Raw genomic sequence first — 19,378 nt, forward strand, 5'->3', positions numbered from 1 at the left:
CAGGAATAGCTGTCTACATCGCTTTATCAATCGCGGTTAAAACTTGCTGATAACGCTTTTTTCCGTACATTACCTCATCGGCCTTATCTAGCCACTCCTGCACGGTTTCAATCCCTTCGCTCCACTCAACCCAGCCAACACTGAAGCCAATTGGTACTACCTTATTGCCATCTACATTAACTTCAAAGTCGCTTTGGGCAACCCTATTGAAAAAAGCTTCCGTTTCCTTTTCACCCGTGCCATAGAGCAAGATGACAAATTCATCTCCTCCAATACGACCGAATCTATCACTATCACGCAGCAAACTACTCATTCTTTCAGAGAACTCAACAAGCGCCTTGTCTCCTACCTTGTGACCATATTTATCGTTAATTTCTTTGAATTTGTTTAAGTCTATATAAACAAGCGTTGACGTTTGTTGGCCACGATCCATACGAGAAATTTCGTCACTTAACTGGCTAAATATCTCTCTCCTATTGGCAAGTCCAGTGAGCGAGTCGGTTTTCGACAGGTGCTCTAATTTAGTGACGGCGCTCATCAGAGCTTGTTGCTGCGTTTTCTCTCTTGTTATGTCGTCGGCTGTACCTAAAATAAGCGACTGCATTTCACGGTCGTCAAATATCAAGCTTCCGCGATCGTGAAGGTACTTCACTTCGCCTTTCGAGTCGTATATACGATATTGAATATCCCAATTCTGCAAAGGGCGTTGACTGAACAGTTTTAACACCCGTGCTTTATCATCTTCATGTACATGATCAATAAAGCTCATAGGGTTACAGTAAAGTTCGTACTCGTTGCGACCGAATATGTTTGAATAGCCATCGTTAACGTATTGCAGTTTAGACAAGTCTGGCGTCGCCACCCATATAAACGTTCTATCAGAAAATGCGCTAACAATTTTGCTAAACAAGGCATCAACTTGAAAGAGCTCAGACTGGATGCGCTTTTTCTCGTCAACATCTTCCACAATAGAAATAAAATAGTCTGGGTTGCCGCGCTGATCTCTTACTAAAGACACTGTTAACTTCGCCCAAACTTGCTCGCCATCGCGCCTTACATATCGCTTTTCAATCGCATAGTCATCGATATCACCTGCCATCAGGCGCTCTAAGTAACTTAGATCTTCATCAAGATAATCTGGCGCAGTTAATTCTTGAAAGGTTAACGTCGTTAGTTCTTCATCAGAATATCCTAAAAAATCACACAGTCGCTTATTTACACGTATAAAGCTTCCATCCACGCTTACGTGAGCGAGCCCAACAGGACAAAAGTGAAAAGTTTTTTCAAACATAGGGCATCGCCCCGTTCGGTAATTGCATTCCGTCGCCTCAAGAGGTGGCACTCAAAGGATAATGAGCACCCTTTTATACTTTAGTATAAGCCATTATAGATTAACTTTTTTCATTCGCTAAAAAATGCATCTAAGAAAAAGGCTTAGATAGCGTCTAACTGCGACATAGCGGTAGAAGGCATTTGATGGTGGAGATTGCTTTTCACCTGAAAAAAGTTGCTAGTCAGCTTTAAACGCTAACCATTACTCCGTTAGTTGCCTATGTTAGCGTTTTTTCTCAATAGGACAGTAAAATGATCGAGTTTTCAGTCGTAATCTATTCTCAACCAAACCAACAAGATGCACTTTTAGACGCATTGTTACCCTTGGTTAAATCAAGCCGAGAAGAAGTCGGCGCAGTGATGTATGACCTACATGCAAGTGAAGAGGGTGTGTTTGTTATTACGGAGAAATGGCAATCTCAGGATGCCCTTGATGCTCATGAAGCTACTGAACACTTTGTTGGTTTCCAAGAAAAAGCCGGAGAGCTTGTTGAAAAAGTACTTCGATTACCGCTAGTGTCGGTCTAGCTCTTTATAAAGCAAATGCGGTGAGATAAATGCTCACCGCTAGCGGTATTCAATCATTCGTGTGGTTTTCAGACCAGACTCTTAGCTGTTCAAGAATATCTAGCGCTGAGCGCCCAAACTCGGTGAGACTATAAGCAACCGCAATTGGACGAGAGTCGATAACGTTGCGGATCACCATACCGTTGTTTTCCAGCTCTTTAAGGCGCTGATCGACCATCTTCCGGCTGGCGCCGCCAAGCATTCTACACAGGTCGTTAAATCTAACAGGCTCATCTTTGAGATGATAAATAATAGAACCCGTCCACTTTCCACCAATTAGGCGCATTCCACGCTCTATAGCACAAGGCTCTGTACAAGTATTTAGAACGGTTTTTCTACCCTTAGCGTCTGTTTTTATTTCACTTTCCATCTATTTTCCTAAAAAAGCCACCTAGTTACTAAAAGTATACTAATTGTTTGTTTGAACAAGGTAACTAAAATAGACCACATAAGCAAGTTTGGCCTCTAGTATACCTTTAGTTAATTAGTCTAACTCCAATTCGAAAGGTTCATTCGGGCGTCTATGGAGTGAGCGGTTATTAAAGGGAGAGCCAACGCGGCCAGATTTTAATAATACCAATTAAAACAGGCAAAACAGACCGTTCAAACCAAGTACAGCGCCTTGGCGAGAGCATATTAAACATTAACTTCACGGTGACACAAACCATGATTGAATTTACGTTAAATGGAAAAAGAGTGCAGACAGATGCTGCATCAGATACGCCTCTCGTTTGGGTAATACGCGATGAATTTGGACTAAAAGGTACCAAGTTTGGGTGCGGTGTAGCGATGTGTGGCGCATGCACGGTACATATTGATGGTAACGCTATTCGCTCTTGCTCCTATCCCGTTTCGTTAGCTAAAGATAAGAACGTAAACACTATTGAAAGCTTCAACAACGCGCATCCGCTGCAATCTGCTTGGGTAGAAGAGCAGGTTCCTCAGTGTGGCTATTGCCAGTCTGGCCAAATCATGCAAGCAGCGACATTGCTAGATAGAAATCCAAACCCGAGCGACCAAGATATTGTTAATCACATGAGCACCAATTATTGCCGCTGTATGGCTTACGCGCGCATAAAAAAGGCGATTAAGCGCGCTGCAACGTCTTCTGTTCAATACTTTGATCCAACCGCTTCATCAGAAGGGGAAAACGCATGAGCATGAAAAATATCTCTCAAGAAAAGAAAGACATGATCAACTTATCTCGCCGGTCTTTTATGGTGGGATCAGTGAAAACGTCTTTATTCATGGCATTTGGTGCTGCCGCTATTCCATCCCTGCTGTCGGCGAAAGAAAGTATTGAAGCCAAACAGTTTTCTCCAAATATTTGGTTTGAAATGGATACAGATGGCAACGTTACCGTCAACATAGCCAAAGCGGAAATGGGTCAGCATATCGGCACGCCAATCGCTAGAATCTTGGCTGATGAGCTTGAGTGCGACTGGGAGAAAGTGTCTATAGTGCACGTTGATACAGACCCGAAATGGGGCTACATGGTAACAGGCGGCTCTTGGTCAATTTTCCATACTTACAAGCCAATGTCTCAGGCGGGCGCCGCTGGCCGCATGGTGTTAATTGATGCAGGTGCGAAGCTACTTGGCGTGCCTGCCGATAGTTGTAAGGCAGAAAAAGGCTTTGTTATCTCAGGTAACAAAAAAATTAGCTACGGCGATATCGTAGCGAATGGCAAAGTAGACAAAACATTCAGTGCAGATGAGCTTGCTGAATTGCCAATTAAACCGGGTAAAAAACGCCACCTTATCGGTGTTAACGCAGACTACAAAGCACTCGACATCCCGCCTAAAACTAACGGTACTGCGGTATACGGCATTGATGTGGAAGTGGAAAACATGCTTTATGCACGCCCCATTCTGCCTCCGACTCGTTATGGCTGTACAGTAACAAATGTCGACGACAGTAAGGCTAAGAGTCTACCGGGATATAAAGGTTATAAAGTGCTTACCGATCCGAGCGGTACCATCGAAGGCTGGGTCACTGTATTGGCTACAGACTACCCCACAGCGATTAAAGCCGTTGATATGGTGAAAGTCGGCTATAACGCCGGTAAAACCGCTAATGTTTCTGAAGCTGATATACAAAAAGAAGGCGAGAGAATTGTACGCGATCGTAAGGAAGGCACCGTTTTTGTAGACGAAGGAAATATAGAGCTGGCGCAAACACAAGCGGCACAAACCATTGAAGCTTTATACACCACAGCGACTGCCAATCATTTCCAGCTAGAACCACTTAACGCCATTGCTGAATTTAAAGGTGGTAAATGGCATATACATACGGGTAACCAGTGGCAGAGCCTAACACTTCCTACTGTAGCTAAAGCCGCAGAGGTCCCAGAAAGTGATGTGGTCCTTCACCAGTATTATCTTGGCGGTGGCTTTGGGCGACGCCTTTTTGGTGATTGGGTTGTTCCTGCTTTGCTTACAGCTAAAGCTGCTGGCCAGCCAGTCAAACTGGTATTCATGCGCCCGGATGATACATTATTTGATCAACCCCGCTCTGCCTCTACTTCACTGTTTAATGCGTCGTTCGATGAAAATAATCAGTTTTTAGGCATGGAGCATGTGTTAGCGGCAGGCTGGCCAACACTAAAAATGGCACCAGGATTTCTAGCACCAGGAGTAAACGGTGAAGGGAAAGTCGATATGTTTTCGGCATCTGGTGCCGACCACTGGTACACCATGTCTCACCATCGCGCACGCGCGGTTAACAATAAGGTAGCGCAAGATACGTTTACGCCAGGTTGGCTGCGTTCGGTAGGTCAAGGTTGGATTGTATGGGGCTTAGAATCGTTTATTGACGAAGTGGCAGTGAAAGCCAACAAAGACCCCGTCGACTTCAGACTTGCTATGTTAGACGGTAAAGGTAAACAAGGGGGCAAAGCGCCTGAAAGTGTCGGCGGTGCCACACGACTTGCCAATACGCTTGAAATTCTTAAGAAAAAGACTGCGAGTGTTGAACTTGGTGCTGATGAAGGCATTGGCTATAGCTTAAGTGCGGGACAAGAACGTACTATGCCAGCTTGGCTCGCGACTGCAGCCCATGTTCACGTGAATAAGCGCACTGGAAAGATAACGGTTAAGAAGTTATGGGTTGTGTCTGATGCTGGTATTGTTATTCATCCAGATGGCGCGATGGCACAGCTTGAAGGTTCACTGCTGTGGGGATTGAGCTTGGCACTGTTTGAACATAACGAAGTGAAAAACGGTCAGGTTTCAAAAACAAACTTACATACCTACCTTCCTCTACGTATGAACGATGTCCCAGAGATGGATATTGAACTCGTTGAAAGTGAGGAATTTCCAGTAGGACTGGGTGAACCAGGCGTTATTGGTGTCGCGCCGGCTATCGGCAATGCCGTGTACCAAGCTATTGGTGTACGGCTACGTCATTTGCCCATGCTTGCTCAACACGTTACCGCAGCGTTAAAAGCATAAGGGCAGTATGATGAAAATGATAACAGTCCTATTAATTGGTGCTCTCTCATCATTCGTCCTGAGTGGGTGTATTGCAAATAAAAATGACGATAGCGACCATAATAATTTGACCGCTAGCACTTCAAAAGCAGCTAACTCAACACCTGCTTTTGAAGCTTATCAGCAAGATCCTAACCCAACGACAGCATTTAACTACTTGTTCGATGTAGCAACACATCCACGGTGTGTGAACTGTCACGGTGTTATTGAAGATGGCGCTCACCGACCGACAGTGGGCGACAACAGCGTCCCCCACCCTATGAACATTACCTCTGTGAATAACTTGAAAATGGCGGTGCAATATGGAAAGTTCGTTCAGGTTGGCGAAACGCACCCCGTAAACTGCCGCGGATGTCACCAAGATGAAAATGCGCGTGAACCCGGCAGGCCGCCTGGTGCAGCAAACGACCTTATGCCAGGTTTCGTGTGGCACATGCCGCCTCCTACCATGATTATTGGCAGCGACATGACACCCTCAAAATTATGCAACAATTGGTTAAACCCGCGTTTGAACTCTTTTCTTGCTCAACGTGGGGGAAGAGATGACATGAAAACGTTTAAAAAAGAATTTGAGCATCATGTCAGTGATGATCCATTAGTGAGATGGGCATGGAACCCCGGCCCAGGCAGAACACCTGCTCCTGGGACACATGCACAGTTTGCTAAGGCAATGTCGGTTTGGATTAACGGCGGCGCACCTTGCCCGACAGAAAGTTAAGTTAAAAAAGTCTTTGCCAAAAATGAACAGCCCGCGTTTTAAGCGGGCTGTTTAACGAACGAACTAGGCACAACTTGTTTAGGCGAGATTAGAAATGGTAGTGAGCACTTAATACAAACGATTCTGAACCAGGGTTCGTGTCCCCTAGCCCGCCGTTAGAAATGTGGCCAATTTCAGCTTCTAGCGAAAATGATTCAGAAAAATTGTAGAGTCCGGAAAGTGATGAATAGAATTCAATGGTGTCGCCTAAATTTTCAGATTCATCAACAATGCCCGCGTGAAAGGCAACGCGTACTGAAAAGTCATTGTATTTGTAGACATCTTTTGCCAACCCCGCTGCGAAGTAATGTTGGCCTTGATCTGCGTTTACCAAGAGAACTGTTGGTCGAATTCCGTAAAATGATTCGAGCGGTTTGTGAACATAAGCCACATGCAATGCGTAACGGTCTGCGTCATCAAACAAGTTCCATACCGCAGCCCCAGCTTTAAGCTCACTTCCTTGCGGCAGGGCTTGAGTAGAAAGAGAAACAAGGGGAGAAAGTAAAGATAATGCAAGTGCGAGTGTTTTTACTGGTGTTTTCATGTTTATACTGTTCTAAGCAAAAGTTAAAAATAGTGTTCCGTCGACGCTTCTATTCGAAGCTGTTTTTATACGTGAGTACACAATGGTAATCAGGTTACTTTTTTCAACCTAATAAATATTAGTAACCTTATAACTTTGAGGAAAAACACATTCTTATTTGCTCTAAACGTACAGATTGAATTAATGAATAACCTAGGGTCTTTTGACCTTTGCTGTGTTTTGCACATCAAAAATCAACGGCTCCTTATAGCTCAACGAGAGCTGGCTGTAGCACTGAGTAGAAATGTATGACTGACGAGAACATCATTGAAAGCAATGTAGAGAGCACTAAGAAAAGTAAGAAAGTACTGGTTCTCTTTGCCCACCCCGCGCAAACCCGTTCAGAAGTAAATGTGCCGCTTTTTCACGAAGCAAAAATGAATAAACACGTTACTGCTGTTGACTTGTATGCAGAGTATCCAGATTTCAATATTGATATTGAACGGGAGCAGCAGCGTTTAATCGATCACGATGTCATTATTTTTCTGTTTCCTCTTTACTGGTATTCCACACCTTCAATCTTAAAAGAATGGCAAGATTTAGTGTTGGAATATGGTTTTGCCTATGGGCATGAAGGCACTGCACTTAAAGATAAATTATTTCTTTGCGCATTAAGTGCAGGCGGTAAGGAAGAAGCCTATCAAACTGATGGCTTTAATCATTACACCATCAGGCAGCTGCTCCAGCCTTTAGAGCAAATGGCTCAGATCACGCACATGACCTACATTGCTCCTTTTGCGATCTTTGGCTCTCGTACTGCGCAAGAAGAACATCGCATTGCTGAACATAGAGGTAAGTGGACAACCTTGCTAAACAAATTGACCACTAACACCCTAGATCTAGAAAAAGCAAAGCACATCGAGAATCTCGCAGACCTTTGTACATCGCAAGGAGAGTAACGTGACTGGCTATTTCTTATATGCATTTATCTATCTGGTCGCCGCCGTAATTGCAGTGCCCATTGCGAAGCGTCTTGGATTAGGGTCTGTACTAGGCTATTTAATAGCAGGGCTAGTGATTGGCCCGATATTCGGCCTTGTTGGTGACGAAACTGTTGCCATTCAACATTTTGCTGAATTCGGTGTAGTCATGATGCTGTTTTTGGTTGGGCTAGAACTAGAGCCTCGCTCGCTGTGGGCGATGAAGTCAAAACTAATGGGATTGGGCGGACTTCAGTTAGCGTTAACCACCGCCCTTATCACAGGCGTAGCCATATTGCTTGATCAGCCTTTTAGCATTGCCCTTACAATAGGCCTTATATTCGCCCTTTCTTCAACTGCCATTGTTTTACAAACGTTGCAGGAAAAAGGGCTGCAAAAAACGGAAGGAGGCAAAAGCGCTTTTTCTGTGTTGCTGTTTCAGGATATCGCGGTTATTCCCATGCTTGCGCTTATCCCTCTTCTTGCCATACCTGAACTGGTCGAAGCAGGAAATGCACATGGCGGCGATACAGGATCACACGATAGCTTTAATTTAGTTGAAGGGCTTGCCCCTTGGGCTTCAGGTCTCGTGATCATTAGCTCAATTGCCTTTTTAACCATCGGAGGACACTACTTAAGTCGCCCCTTATTTAAGTTTGTTGCTGCGTCGGGTTTACGGGAAATTTTTACCGCCACTGCGCTCATGCTCATTATAGGAATTGCAGCACTAATGGGACTTGTAGGTCTCTCTCCCGCCCTTGGTGCATTCTTGGCTGGTGTAGTTTTGGCAAACAGTGAATTCAGGCATGAACTTGAAGCTAATATCGAGCCGTTTAAAGGCTTATTGTTGGGCCTCTTTTTCATAACGGTAGGCGCAGGCATTAACTTTTCCGTACTTAGTGAGAGCCCGATGCTAATAGCAGGGCTAACCGTAGCTGTTATGCTTGTGAAAGCCATTGTGCTGTTTATCATCGCCTTAATTTTTAAAATAAAAGGCACTAACAAATGGCTATTCACATTAAGCCTTGCTCAGGCGGGTGAATTTGGCTTTGTGCTATTAAGTTTTGCCTCGCAAAACTATGTGCTTCCCAGCGACATTATTTCTGTTCTCTCGCTTGTTGTTGCCATTTCAATGTTCCTAACGCCAGGACTTTTTATTCTTTTCGACAAGGCCATCATTCCTCGCTACAAAAACACGAAATCACAGCGAGCTGAAGATGAGATTGACGAGAAAGGCACCGTCGTTATTGCTGGAATTGGGCGCTTTGGACAAATCATTAACCGTCTTTTAGTAGCCAACGATGTAAATACCGTTGTGCTTGATATTCGCTCTGAGCAAATAGACCTTATCAGACGGATTGGCACCAAAGCCTATTTTGGCGATGCATCAAAACCAGACATTTTGCATACTGCTGGCGCCCATGAAGCATCGCTATTAGTTATTGCTATAGACGATAAAGAAACCGCTGCAGAAATGGTGAAATACGCCAAGCACGCATTTCCTAACATTAAAGTGCTTGCGCGTGCCTTTGATCGCGGTCATGGGTATCGCTTGCGCCAGTTGGGTGCAGATTTTGTGGTATCAGAAACGTACCACAGCGCTCTTGAAATGGGCGCAGAGGCACTTCGCTCACTCAATATTCACCCTTTCCAAGTTGAACGGCAAAAAATGGCGTATAAAAATATTGAGGCTCAGCAAAACGATGTGCTGTATCACGCGTGGGCGGATGAGGCCAGCGGAGAACGAGTAGACAATAATTATCTGAAACTCTTTATTGAACTTGAGTCGCTAATCGAAAATGCGCTAAAAGCAGATTTACACGACAAGCATTCGAAAATGCGTGGCTGGACGCCACCACCGAAAGGCTATGCTGAAAACCTCGCGCCCGATGAGAAACCTGATTAGGGTGAATTGTGAGCTAGCCGGCGGTATTTAGAGAGGGTAATTGTCTGATAGTGACCGGTCACTCACGAATATTTATGGGCGGTAGCATACTATCGCCTTGTAAAAATAAACAAAAAGCTGATCGAAAAGGGAAAAAAGCGCTATAACCTGTATGTATATCAAACTTGTCGTATATTGGCTTTTTATCTTTCACGTTCAGAAGTTAACACGCGCCTTGTACAAGATAACCCATTGCCTTAGTGGGAATAAAAAGTGGTCTATTTAAATGGAGAGTTACCATGTTGTCTGAAAAAAGTCTCTTTCACAGCTTAGCCCTGCGCACTGTGATGGTATTTACTGCACTCGCTGGATTAAGTGCGTGTGAAGAAGCCCCCACGCCTCCCAAAGCAGTCTCATCAACACCGGTAACGCTTTATAAAGTGCAGCACTCAGACGAAACCATCGCTAAATTCCCGGGGCAAGTGGAAGCGGCTGAATATTCGAACCTTTCGTTTCGCATCGGCGGCAAACTCCAAGAACTCAAAGTAAAAGCGGGCGAGGAAGTTAAAGAGAACCAGCTTATCGCTAGACTTGATGATAGAGACGCGAAAGCACAGTTAGCCACTGCCCAGTCTCAGTTTGACGTGTCATCGGCTATGTTTGAGCGTATGGAGGCTTCCGTTGAAAAAGGCGCGGTAAGCCGCTCTACTTTTGATGAAGCGAAAGCCAATTTTTTAGCCGCTAAAGCCAGTCTGACCAACGCACAGGACCAGCTAAGCTATACGGAGCTTCGCGCACCGTTTGCGGGGCTTATTGCGTCTGTTCCTGTTGAAAATTACCAAGTCATTGTACCACAGCAGACCATTGCCGAGCTTCATATGCCGGGTGCAATCGACGTTACGTTTCAATTACCAGAGCAAAAAATGCGTATGATTGATCGCTCACGAGCCCGTGAAAATCGTACATCTGAAATGGCATGGGTGAGCTTTTCAGGTATGCCAGACAAGCGTTACGCGGCCATGTATAAGGATCACGAAAGCACCACGCGACAAGGCGAGCTTAGCTATGAGGTAACAATTACTCTGCCAGAACCAGACGACATCAATGTTCTAGCGGGCATGAGCGCTACCGTATTACTTGATATGTCGAAACTCATTGAGTCTAACGCAAAGCTTTGGCTAGTACCTTTTGGTGCGGTGGTTACCGACAATGCAGATCCAGACAAAGCGATTGTATGGCGTTTTAAGCCCAGTGATAGTGACGCGACGAAGGGCACCGTAGAAGCAGTAGAAGTAATGATTACGCGCGGTATTTCCAACGGTCTGTTAGTTGAAGGCCCGCTAAACGACGATGATAAAATCGTTGCTGCTGGAGCTCATCTTGTAAAAGAAGGCCAAGCTGTTACGGAGTGGACGAAAGAAGGGGGCCTATAAGCCATGGTCGAGTATTTTTTTCGTCAAAAAGTAATTAGCTGGATGGTCGCCATCATCTTGGGTGTTGGTGGCATTGTGACTTTTCTTGGCTTAGGTCAGCTAGAGTTTCCCGAATTCACCATTAGAAATGCTCTGGTTATTACTCAATACCCAGGGGCAACGCCTGAGCAAGTTGAGGAAGAAGTTACGCTGCAGCTTGAAAAGGCGATTCAGCGTATACCCAACGTGAAACGAATCAGCTCAGTAAACATGGTTGGGCTATCGCAAATTACCGTTGAGCTTAAAAGCAGTGTCCAGGCCAAGGACCTAGAGCAATACTGGGACAACTTGCGCCGTAAAGTGGGCGATGCACAAGCATCGCTGCCACCTGGCACCAGCACCTCGATTGTGAATGATGACTTTGGTGACGTTTTTGGCCTGCTGCTTACTCTTAAAAGCGAAGACTACTCCCTTAAGCAAATGGAAGACTTTGCAGATTTAATGCAGCGAGAGATTCAGCTTGTTGACGGTGTAAAAAAGGTGTCGATTGCCGGTACCGTTAATGAACAGATTATTGTGTCGTTAGATCACGATAAAATGAAAACCCTAAATGTTTCTGCAGAATCCATTGCTGGCCTTTTAACCGCGCAAAATGTAGTGGGCAACGCGGGTTCGATTAAGGTTCAGGGCAAGCGCCTGTCCATACAGCCCACTGGCGAATTTGATAACCTAGAGGCGTTAGGTCAGGTGGTAATTGGCTCACCTGCAAGCGGCCTTATTCGCTTAACAGATATCGCGACTATTGAGCGCAAGCTTAACGATACCCCTTCAATCCTTTATCACAGTTCTGGCACACCGGCCCTGTCAATTGGTGTATCGTTCGCGTCGGCGGTAAATGTAGTTGATGTAGGTAAACGACTTGATAGCAAAATTGCCGAGCTAGAGCAGCGTATGCCCCTGGGTATGACGCTGGATACCGTTTACAACCAGCCCACAGTTGTCGACGATTCTGTAACTGGCTTTCTTATCAACCTTGTTGAAGCCGTGGCCATCGTTATTTTCGTGCTGCTACTTTTCATGGGCTGGCGCAGTGGCGTTCTGATGGGGCTCATTCTTGTGCTTACCATTCTTGGCACTTTTATATTGATGTCGGTAAAAGGCATTGAGTTGCAAAAAATCTCTTTGGGTGCGCTTATTATTGCTCTTGGCATGTTGGTCGACAACGCCATCGTAGTAACCGAAGGCATGTTGATTGGTGTGAGAAAAGGACAAACCAAGCTTCAGGCGGCAAAAGACGTGGTGTCGCAAAATGGGTTGCCGCTGCTTGGCGCGACTGTGATTGCCATCACCGCTTTTGCGCCAATTGGTCTATCGCCAGATGCCACAGGTGAATTCGTCGGCTCCCTCTTCTGGGTACTTTGCTTTTCGCTTTTCTTAAGTTGGATCACCGCACTTACCATTACCCCCTTCTTTTTCGACTTACTGTTTAAAACTGAAAAAGAGCGCGGAGCTAATGACGAAGATGACGACCCATATAAGGGCATTATTTTTACGGTATACAAGCGTGTGCTTACTGCTGCTATCAATCATCGTTACGTGACAATTGTACTGGTACTTGTTGCATTAGTAGGCAGCATGGCTTCAGGTAAATTCGTAAAAAATGCATTTTTCCCAGATTCATCCACACCGCTGTTTTTCGTCGATTTATGGTTGCCTGAAGGTAGCGACATCTTAACCACCGAGCAGTCTATTCGTCGCTTAGAAGACAACGTGTTAGGCATGGAGAATATCGCCAACGTAACAAGCGTTATTGGCGGTGGAGCACAGCGCCTTACCCTCACCTATGCGCCAGAAGACAGATACGCCAGTTATGGTCAGCTTATCGTTGAAACTGATACGGTTGAGTCTCGTGATGCTCGTATGCGAGAAATTATCGAGCTGGTGCGAGAAGACTTCCCTAATGTGCAATACAAGGTAAAAGCACTGCAAGTAGGCCCTTCTGCAAAAGCGGCAATTGAAGCGAGAATCTACGGACCAGAGCCTGAAGTTTTGCGTGAGATAAGCAGCGACATTGAAGCGATATTTCAAGCAGAGAAAACCATGGACAGCGTTCGCTTGTCGTGGAGCAACAAAGTCCCATTTGTTGAACCTGTGTTTCTGGAAGAACAAGCCAGGCGTATCGGCGTAACGCGAGATGCCGTTCACACCGCATTTTTACTGAACAATGAAGGTGAAACTGTGGGCCTTTACCGCGAAGGTAGTGATTTAATACCTATCGTCATGCGCAACGATCCAAACCAGCGCTATGACATAGATAACCTCGCCTCACTCAACGTATGGAGCCAAGAACAAGGTAAATATATAAGCATGGCTGATGTTATCAGCAATGTGGATGTATCGCTTGATAACCCTATCATCAAACGCCGCAACCGGGTGCGGATGCTGGCGGTTTATGCAGAGCCCATGCCTTTATCCGGTGAGACGGCTGCGAGCGTGCAAGCTAAAGTTCGCCCTCTTGTAGAAGAGCTTCAACTGCCAGATGGCTACCACATTGAATGGGGCGGCGAATATGAGACATCAACAGACGCGCAAAGCGCCCTATTTGCAAGTATGCCTATTGGTATATTAGGTATGTTCATTATCACCGTTTTGCTGTTTGGCAAGCTTCGTCAGGCGTTAGCGATATGGGGCGTAATTCCGCTCACCACTATCGGCATTATTGGCGGCTTGGTGTTAGTTGGTGCACCCTTTACATTCATGGCACTGCTCGGCAGCTTAAGCCTTATTGGTATGGTGCTTAAAAACGGGATCGTATTAATGGAAGAAATAAACGTACAGGCAAAGGGTAACAGTGGCGCATTCGATGCCGTAGTAGCCGCGTCAGTATCTCGTGTACGTCCCGTTTCAATGGCAGCCATTACCACCATACTGGGTATGATCCCGCTGTTTTCTGACGCGTTCTTCGCGTCAATGGCAGTTGTTATTGTATTTGGTCTGACCGTTGCCACCGTACTTACACTGCTTATATTGCCTGTGCTGCACTGTACGTTCCACGGTATAAAGTCAGAATAAAAAGTACGCACAACAAATTCGATTAGTTGTGCGCTAGTTCGTGTAGGTAGCACAAAAACGGTGCGAACCTAATATTGTTAACAGCCAGCATGAGGAGAGTCTACTCATGCTGGCTGCATACTATCGCTTAGCTGCAATCTATCCTTCTCAACAAAAACTACACCCACCAGTTTACTTTTAACAAAATTAGTTTATTATGGGTAAACTACACTGTGCAGTATACTTTTTTTTATTTAAGGTGAGAGCATGCCCGTTTTTAATCGCACACGCTTTCTTGTTGGAGTTTTATTTATGACATCTTTCTGTGGTTCTTCAAACACACTTGCTGCAAGCGCGCCGCAACCTGAAAAATTCACTAATACTCATATTGAATATAAAACGACGTGGCGAGACATGTGGAAAGTCACCAAAGCGTATTTTCGTGACAATAGAGATGCTGCAACGCCAACGTTTGACATACCCGTGTCGGCACTTACACCACAAATGCTTGACGCAGTTGCAGAAGACAGCGTGATAAAGCTGGGCCACTCTACTACCCTATTGAAACTTGCCGAGCGTTATATCTTGATCGACCCGGTCTTTAGTGAGCGTGCTTCTCCCGTCCAATGGATGGGACCCAAGCGTTTCCACCAAGCGCCAATTTCACTGGAAGATTTGCCTAAATTAGATGCCGTTATCATAAGTTACGATCATTACGACCATTTAGATAAGGGCAGTATTGAAATACTGAAAAACAAAGTCGACGTGTTTATTACACCGCTAAAAGTAGGCAATCATTTACGTGACTGGGGTGTGGATGCAAATAAAGTTGTTGAGCTAAATTGGTGGCAAAGTACAAAAGTGAGCGACATTGAAATAGTGGCCACACCGTCTCAGCATTTCTCAGGGCGAGGTTTATTTGATAGAGACGAAACTCTTTGGGCAAGTTGGGTTATCAAATCTGCAAATACCAACATCTTTTACAGCGGTGACTCGGGCTATTTTGACGGATTTAAAGCTATTGGTGAAAAGTACGGTCCGTTTGATTTATCGATGATTGAAACCGGCGCATACAACGAGCTATGGTCTGACATTCACATGCTGCCTGAAGAGAGCTTGCAAGCCCATATTGATATTCAAGCGAGTGTCATGATGCCTGTGCACAACAGTACCTTTGATTTAGCACTACATAATTGGAATGAGCCTTTAATAAAAATCACAGACCTTGCTGGTACTAAGGGTGTTCCCACCAGTATTCCTATCTTTGGCGAAGTTGTTCCGGTTAAGGGTGCAGGCGAAGCTCCGAACAAAACCTGGTGGTTAGACGAAAGGTGAGTAGCTAATAAACAGCGCTTGCTTCATTATTCTGGGCTTTAATTGCTCGCTTAACTCTATGTTTTTCAGTACATTTATTATTCGCCGCTTAGGCACTATTGGCGGGTATAACAAAAGCCTCAATCAAAGTGATAGCACTCGATTTGGTTGAGGCGAATAATAAATTTCTCAGTTAAAGGAGCTAACTGCTAGCAATGAAGCTGTCTAGTCAAATTAATTTGGGCGTTTTTGCCCTTATGCTTTTAGCATTTACGGTGTTGTCGAGTATTGAGCTAAGCGAAATAAAATCTCGCACTTCAGTGTCAATCGAGCAAGAAGCTGAAGAAGCACGGCTGCGTTACGAAACAACCGTCTTACAAACCTCTGCCCTGTCTTCTCAGTCGAAGCAATCAGTGATTGATGCCTTGCTTCGTCAAATGGTATTGCAGCCGTTTTTATCTGCAGCCAAAGTCATTGATGTCGAAGGAAATGTGTTTGCGAAGTACGAGCGCTCGCCTAACACTATTGTTCCTAATTGGTACTTACAGCTGGACTCCGCACCTGCCGTTAACAAGAAAATTCCTTTTTCGAACAATGATGGTTATTTGTTAGTTACGTCAGACACGTCTTATATTTACACTGAAATCACCGCTATTCTCATCAAAAATGCTGTTATCTTTTGTGGGCTATTTTTCGCCCTCGCGCTATATATCGTCACGGTAACCAAATTTGCTAGGCGCCCCATTGCCAACATCATTAAGAAGCTTAATCAGATAAATAGCCACGACTTCACCCCCTCGCAGGTAAATGCGTTTACAACAGATTACCGCCAACTTACCAGCACAGTGAACACCCTAACCACGTCGTTAGCATCAAAATTTAATGACATTGCTCAGCAATCTGAGCGATTCAAAACAGAAGCCAATAAAGATACATTGACGAAGTTGTCGAACCGCAGTGCATTCGAGCGACACGCTCGCGCGCTGTTGTCTGACACGTCTAATTTCCAGGAAAAAGAGCTTATTCTCATCAGGCTCGCTCAACTTACCACTATAAATACTAAGTTGGGCATGTTAGCTGGTGACAATTATGTAAAATCTATCGCGGACTTTCTTGTGCATGAGGCGAAGCACAATTGCAAAAGTGGCTTTGTATTTCGGTTATCAGGCGGAGATTTCGCCTTGATAAGTGAAATTATGGGGCGGGACGAACGGGATTTGATGTTAGAAAATATGTCGAAGCAGTTTGCAAACGCCACGCCACTTCGAGATGGAAGCAAAGCAACGTGGATGGGCGTAACGCGTTTTTCTAGCCAAATGTCGTTACAGCAGGTAATGGAAAGTGCTGACAGTGCGTTGATGGCGGCAATGAAAACGCAAAAAGGATGGCAGTTTTCTTCGGAAGTGTCTCAGGTTCATAGCAATACGAAATGGCGTGAGCGCCTCAATTACATCGTGTCGCAGCAATATGCCGATATTCTCATTCAACCCGTGATGAATGTAGAGCGAAACGCACCAGCATATTACGAAACGTTCGCTCGATTTAAAGACAAAGACACCAATGATGTTATACCCATGGCACAACTTATCCCCGCATCGGAGCGATTGGACCTTATTCCTCAAGTCGACAAGTTGGTTGCAGGCATTGTGTTTAAAAAACTAACGGTAACGTCTCATCAGGTTGCTATAAATATTAGTAACGCCTCAATTGCCAACGGCGAATTTAGAAAATGGTTAATTGAAGAGCTTCGAACCCGGGAAACGCTATGCCCAAGACTTATTTTTGAAGTCGAAGATGCAGCGCTTATTCACCATCGAGAAGTAGCCGAGAACTTTTGCCGTCAACTTATACAGCTGGGCTGTAGAATTACCATAGAACACTTTGGCGATAACTTTGCCTCGCTTGCGGGTTTAAGGGCAATTCAGCCTCAATTCGTTAAGCTTTCGGGACGGCTAACCCAAGGAATTCATACCAACAAAGATAATCAGTTATTTGTCTCTAGCCTTATCAATATTGCGAAAGGCCTTAATATCCATGTTATTGCGGAAATGGTAGAAAACGAGGCTGAGTCTGTTGCACTGAGCAAACTAGACGTTGAACACCAACAAGGCTATTACTTTTCTAAACCCTCACTTTGGACAATGTACTAAGTGTAAGCTCGCTGGTCTGAGGCACTGAACGTCAGGATAAGTATTGACGCTTTATGTGAGCCCCCGCGCTTTATACGACTTAATTGTGCGTCGATTCAATGAAACGTTTAAGGCGGTGTTGTGAAAATCTCTTTCATATACACCTCCTTTTAACCGCATTTACTGATCGTTAAGCAGCTTTATAATGGCGTCAGAGCTAATGGGTTTTGAATACAGAAAGCCTTGCACATATTCAACGTTAAGAGACTTACAGTAGTTCGATTGATTTTGAGTTTCCACGCCTTCAACAACAATGTTTAAATCGAGTTTGTGACCAACATTCACGATAGCCTCCATTAACGCGCTATCGTAGGCATTTTCCGGTGCACCTCTTAAAAATGAACGATCTATTTTTAAGTGGCTAACGGGAAACTGTTTTAAATAACTAAGCGAAGAATAACCCGTACCAAAGTCATCAATCGATATTTCAACGCCTTGGTCGCGTTGCGCTCTCAAATTCTCTAAAATCGTATTGTCAGACTTAATAAGCACATTCTCAGTAAGCTCTAACCCAATATCTTTAGGCAGTAAACCGTGCCGCTCTCGACACTCCCTTAGGCGTTCGAAATAAGCATTCTGCTCTAACTCTTTTCCTGAAACATTGATATCAACGCGAATATTAATGCCCTGCTCTTTCCATAACTGTGCCTGTTTGCACGCCTTTTCTAACACCCAATTTCCAATGTGAACAATTAACTCACTGCGCTCAGCGATGGGGATGAAGATATTGGGTGGAACAGCCCTATCCTCATCTTTAGGACGCCACCTTAACAGCGCTTCACACGATGCCACTTTTCCAGTGAGCAAATCGATTTGAGGTTGATACAAGAGTTCAAACTCATCGTTAACCAAAGACTTATGGAGATAAGCTGCGATACTTCGCTGTTGTCGAACTTTCTGACTTAAAGCGTGGGTGAAAAAATGAAAACGGTTTCGGCCTTCAGCTTTCGCCTGATACATTGCGACGTCTGCATTTTTCAGAAGATCATCAATCTCACTTCCGTCTTTAGGGTACATACTAATACCGATACTTGAAGTGATATGCACGTTTTCAGTGCTAAGTGCGAAGCTCTGCTTAAAACACTCAGTAAGTTTCTTAGCAATGTCAGCACTTTCATTTTCAGAGGTCACTTGTGTGGCGACAAAAACAAATTCGTCTCCACCAAACCGAGCCAGTAAGCCTTGTTCGCTCAGACAATCTGACAAACGCTTAGAAACAGAGCGCAGTAATTCATCACCCCAGGTATGCCCAAGCGTGTCATTAACTTCTTTGAACATATCTAAGTCAATGAAAAACAAAGCGAAGCCAGACTCATTGCGCGATGCATCCTCGATGGACGACGTCAAAAACTGCTCTAACAGGCGTCGATTAGGCAACTCGGTTAATAAATCTGTGGATGCCATTCGCTCAAGTTCTTGCCTGATGTTGTGCTGCTCACTCAGGTCAATATCCACACAATACATTTCGGGTGAATCTGTGCCTTCTTTCAGCATGACGTGAGATGAGAAAACATGGATAGGCTCGCCACTTTTCTTCTCAAGCACGAGTTCATCTGAAGGAATTGCCTCACCGTAATCTATCCATCGCTGATGTAGCTTTATCACTTCACTTTTCATGAACGAGGGAATGATGAGATCTTCAAGTTTTTGACCTAGTGCTTCGCACTCACGAAAGCCATACATGTCTTCACTTGATTTATTCCAGTAGATAACTTTTCGGTGCTTGTCATAACCTTGCACCGATACCTTTGGCAAGGCACTAATAAGCTGAAGGAACCGCCTTTCAGCCGAACCATGTTGTTCAAATAACGGGGGCTCTTGGTATTTCTGTAAGCTCATCGTACTCCCGCGAGTGCTAAATTGTTAGATAGCAAAGA

14 protein-coding genes are annotated in these 19,378 nt (G+C 44.8%); 10 read left to right on the forward strand and 4 right to left on the reverse strand.

All coding sequences use genetic code 11. From position 1 onward, the window contains the following. Positions 1-13: 13 nt before the first annotated feature. Positions 14-1,291, reverse strand: coding sequence for a diguanylate cyclase (locus tag MHN09_RS15340; RefSeq protein WP_239241349.1), 1,278 nt, complete (start codon positions 1,289-1,291; stop codon positions 14-16). 293 nt (positions 1,292-1,584) lie between these two features. Here MHN09_RS15340 and MHN09_RS15345 point away from each other — a divergent pair, with 293 nt between their 5' ends. Further along, positions 1,585-1,860, forward strand: coding sequence for an antibiotic biosynthesis monooxygenase (locus MHN09_RS15345; protein WP_014949064.1), 276 nt, complete (start codon positions 1,585-1,587; stop codon positions 1,858-1,860). 49 nt (positions 1,861-1,909) lie between these two features. Here MHN09_RS15345 and MHN09_RS15350 read toward each other — a convergent pair whose 3' ends face one another. Continuing rightward, entirely contained in the window at positions 1,910-2,269 is a 360-nt protein-coding gene (locus MHN09_RS15350; RefSeq protein WP_014949063.1) for a helix-turn-helix domain-containing protein, read from the reverse strand. Positions 2,270-2,565: 296 nt separating this feature from the next. On the opposite strand from MHN09_RS15350, the gene MHN09_RS15355 reads away from it, so the two are divergent. The 3 genes from MHN09_RS15355 to MHN09_RS15365 are packed head-to-tail and all read left to right on the forward strand — an operon-like array spanning position 2,566 to position 6,108. Continuing rightward, positions 2,566-3,057 (forward strand): (2Fe-2S)-binding protein, encoded by a 492-nt coding sequence (locus MHN09_RS15355; RefSeq protein WP_014976187.1) that lies wholly within the window; start codon positions 2,566-2,568, stop codon positions 3,055-3,057. Then, positions 3,054-5,351: a molybdopterin cofactor-binding domain-containing protein gene (locus MHN09_RS15360; protein ID WP_239241351.1), complete on the forward strand. Its 2,298-nt coding sequence runs from the start codon at positions 3,054-3,056 to the stop codon at positions 5,349-5,351. The genes MHN09_RS15355 and MHN09_RS15360 overlap by 4 nt, the downstream gene beginning before the upstream one ends. Before the next feature lie 16 nt (positions 5,352-5,367). Beyond that, positions 5,368-6,108, forward strand: coding sequence for a hypothetical protein (locus MHN09_RS15365; RefSeq protein ID WP_239241353.1), 741 nt, complete (start codon positions 5,368-5,370; stop codon positions 6,106-6,108). A gap of 88 nt (positions 6,109-6,196) precedes the next feature. Here MHN09_RS15365 and MHN09_RS15370 read toward each other — a convergent pair whose 3' ends face one another. After that, positions 6,197-6,691 carry an acyloxyacyl hydrolase gene (locus MHN09_RS15370; RefSeq protein WP_014949059.1) on the reverse strand — a complete coding sequence of 165 codons (495 nt, stop codon included), beginning with the start codon at positions 6,689-6,691 and terminating at the stop codon, positions 6,197-6,199. Between the two features lie 287 nt (positions 6,692-6,978). Between MHN09_RS15370 and MHN09_RS15375 the strand changes: the two genes are divergently transcribed. The 6 genes from MHN09_RS15375 to MHN09_RS15400 all read left to right on the forward strand — a co-directional run bounded on the left by MHN09_RS15375 (position 6,979) and on the right by MHN09_RS15400 (position 17,462). Further along, positions 6,979-7,629 carry an NAD(P)H-dependent oxidoreductase gene (locus tag MHN09_RS15375; protein ID WP_239241355.1) on the forward strand — a complete coding sequence of 217 codons (651 nt, stop codon included), beginning with the start codon at positions 6,979-6,981 and terminating at the stop codon, positions 7,627-7,629. A 1-nt stretch (position 7,630) separates the two neighbouring features. Continuing rightward, positions 7,631-9,556 (forward strand): monovalent cation:proton antiporter-2 (CPA2) family protein, encoded by a 1,926-nt coding sequence (locus tag MHN09_RS15380; RefSeq protein WP_239241356.1) that lies wholly within the window; start codon positions 7,631-7,633, stop codon positions 9,554-9,556. 278 nt (positions 9,557-9,834) lie between these two features. Continuing rightward, on the forward strand, positions 9,835-10,968 hold the full coding sequence (locus MHN09_RS15385; RefSeq protein WP_039225671.1) for an efflux RND transporter periplasmic adaptor subunit: 1,134 nt from the start codon (positions 9,835-9,837) through the stop codon (positions 10,966-10,968). A 3-nt stretch (positions 10,969-10,971) separates the two neighbouring features. After that, the gene (locus MHN09_RS15390; protein ID WP_049588794.1) at positions 10,972-14,019 is read left to right on the forward strand and encodes an efflux RND transporter permease subunit; all 3,048 of its coding nucleotides are present in this window, start codon (positions 10,972-10,974) and stop codon (positions 14,017-14,019) included. 246 nt (positions 14,020-14,265) lie between these two features. Continuing rightward, entirely contained in the window at positions 14,266-15,333 is a 1,068-nt protein-coding gene (locus tag MHN09_RS15395) for an MBL fold metallo-hydrolase (RefSeq protein ID WP_239241357.1), read from the forward strand. 194 nt (positions 15,334-15,527) lie between these two features. Further along, positions 15,528-17,462, forward strand: a complete 1,935-nt coding sequence (locus MHN09_RS15400; RefSeq protein WP_239241358.1) for an EAL domain-containing protein — start codon at positions 15,528-15,530, stop codon at positions 17,460-17,462. 159 nt (positions 17,463-17,621) lie between these two features. Here the strand turns inward: MHN09_RS15400 and MHN09_RS15405 are convergent, their stop codons facing one another. Further along, positions 17,622-19,340, reverse strand: a complete 1,719-nt coding sequence (locus tag MHN09_RS15405; RefSeq protein WP_239241359.1) for an EAL domain-containing protein — start codon at positions 19,338-19,340, stop codon at positions 17,622-17,624. Between the last annotated feature and the right edge of the window lie 38 nt (positions 19,341-19,378).

This window comes from Alteromonas sp. MmMcT2-5 (assembly GCF_022348315.1).
In the GTDB taxonomy this organism is placed as follows: Bacteria; Pseudomonadota; Gammaproteobacteria; order Enterobacterales; family Alteromonadaceae; genus Alteromonas; species Alteromonas macleodii.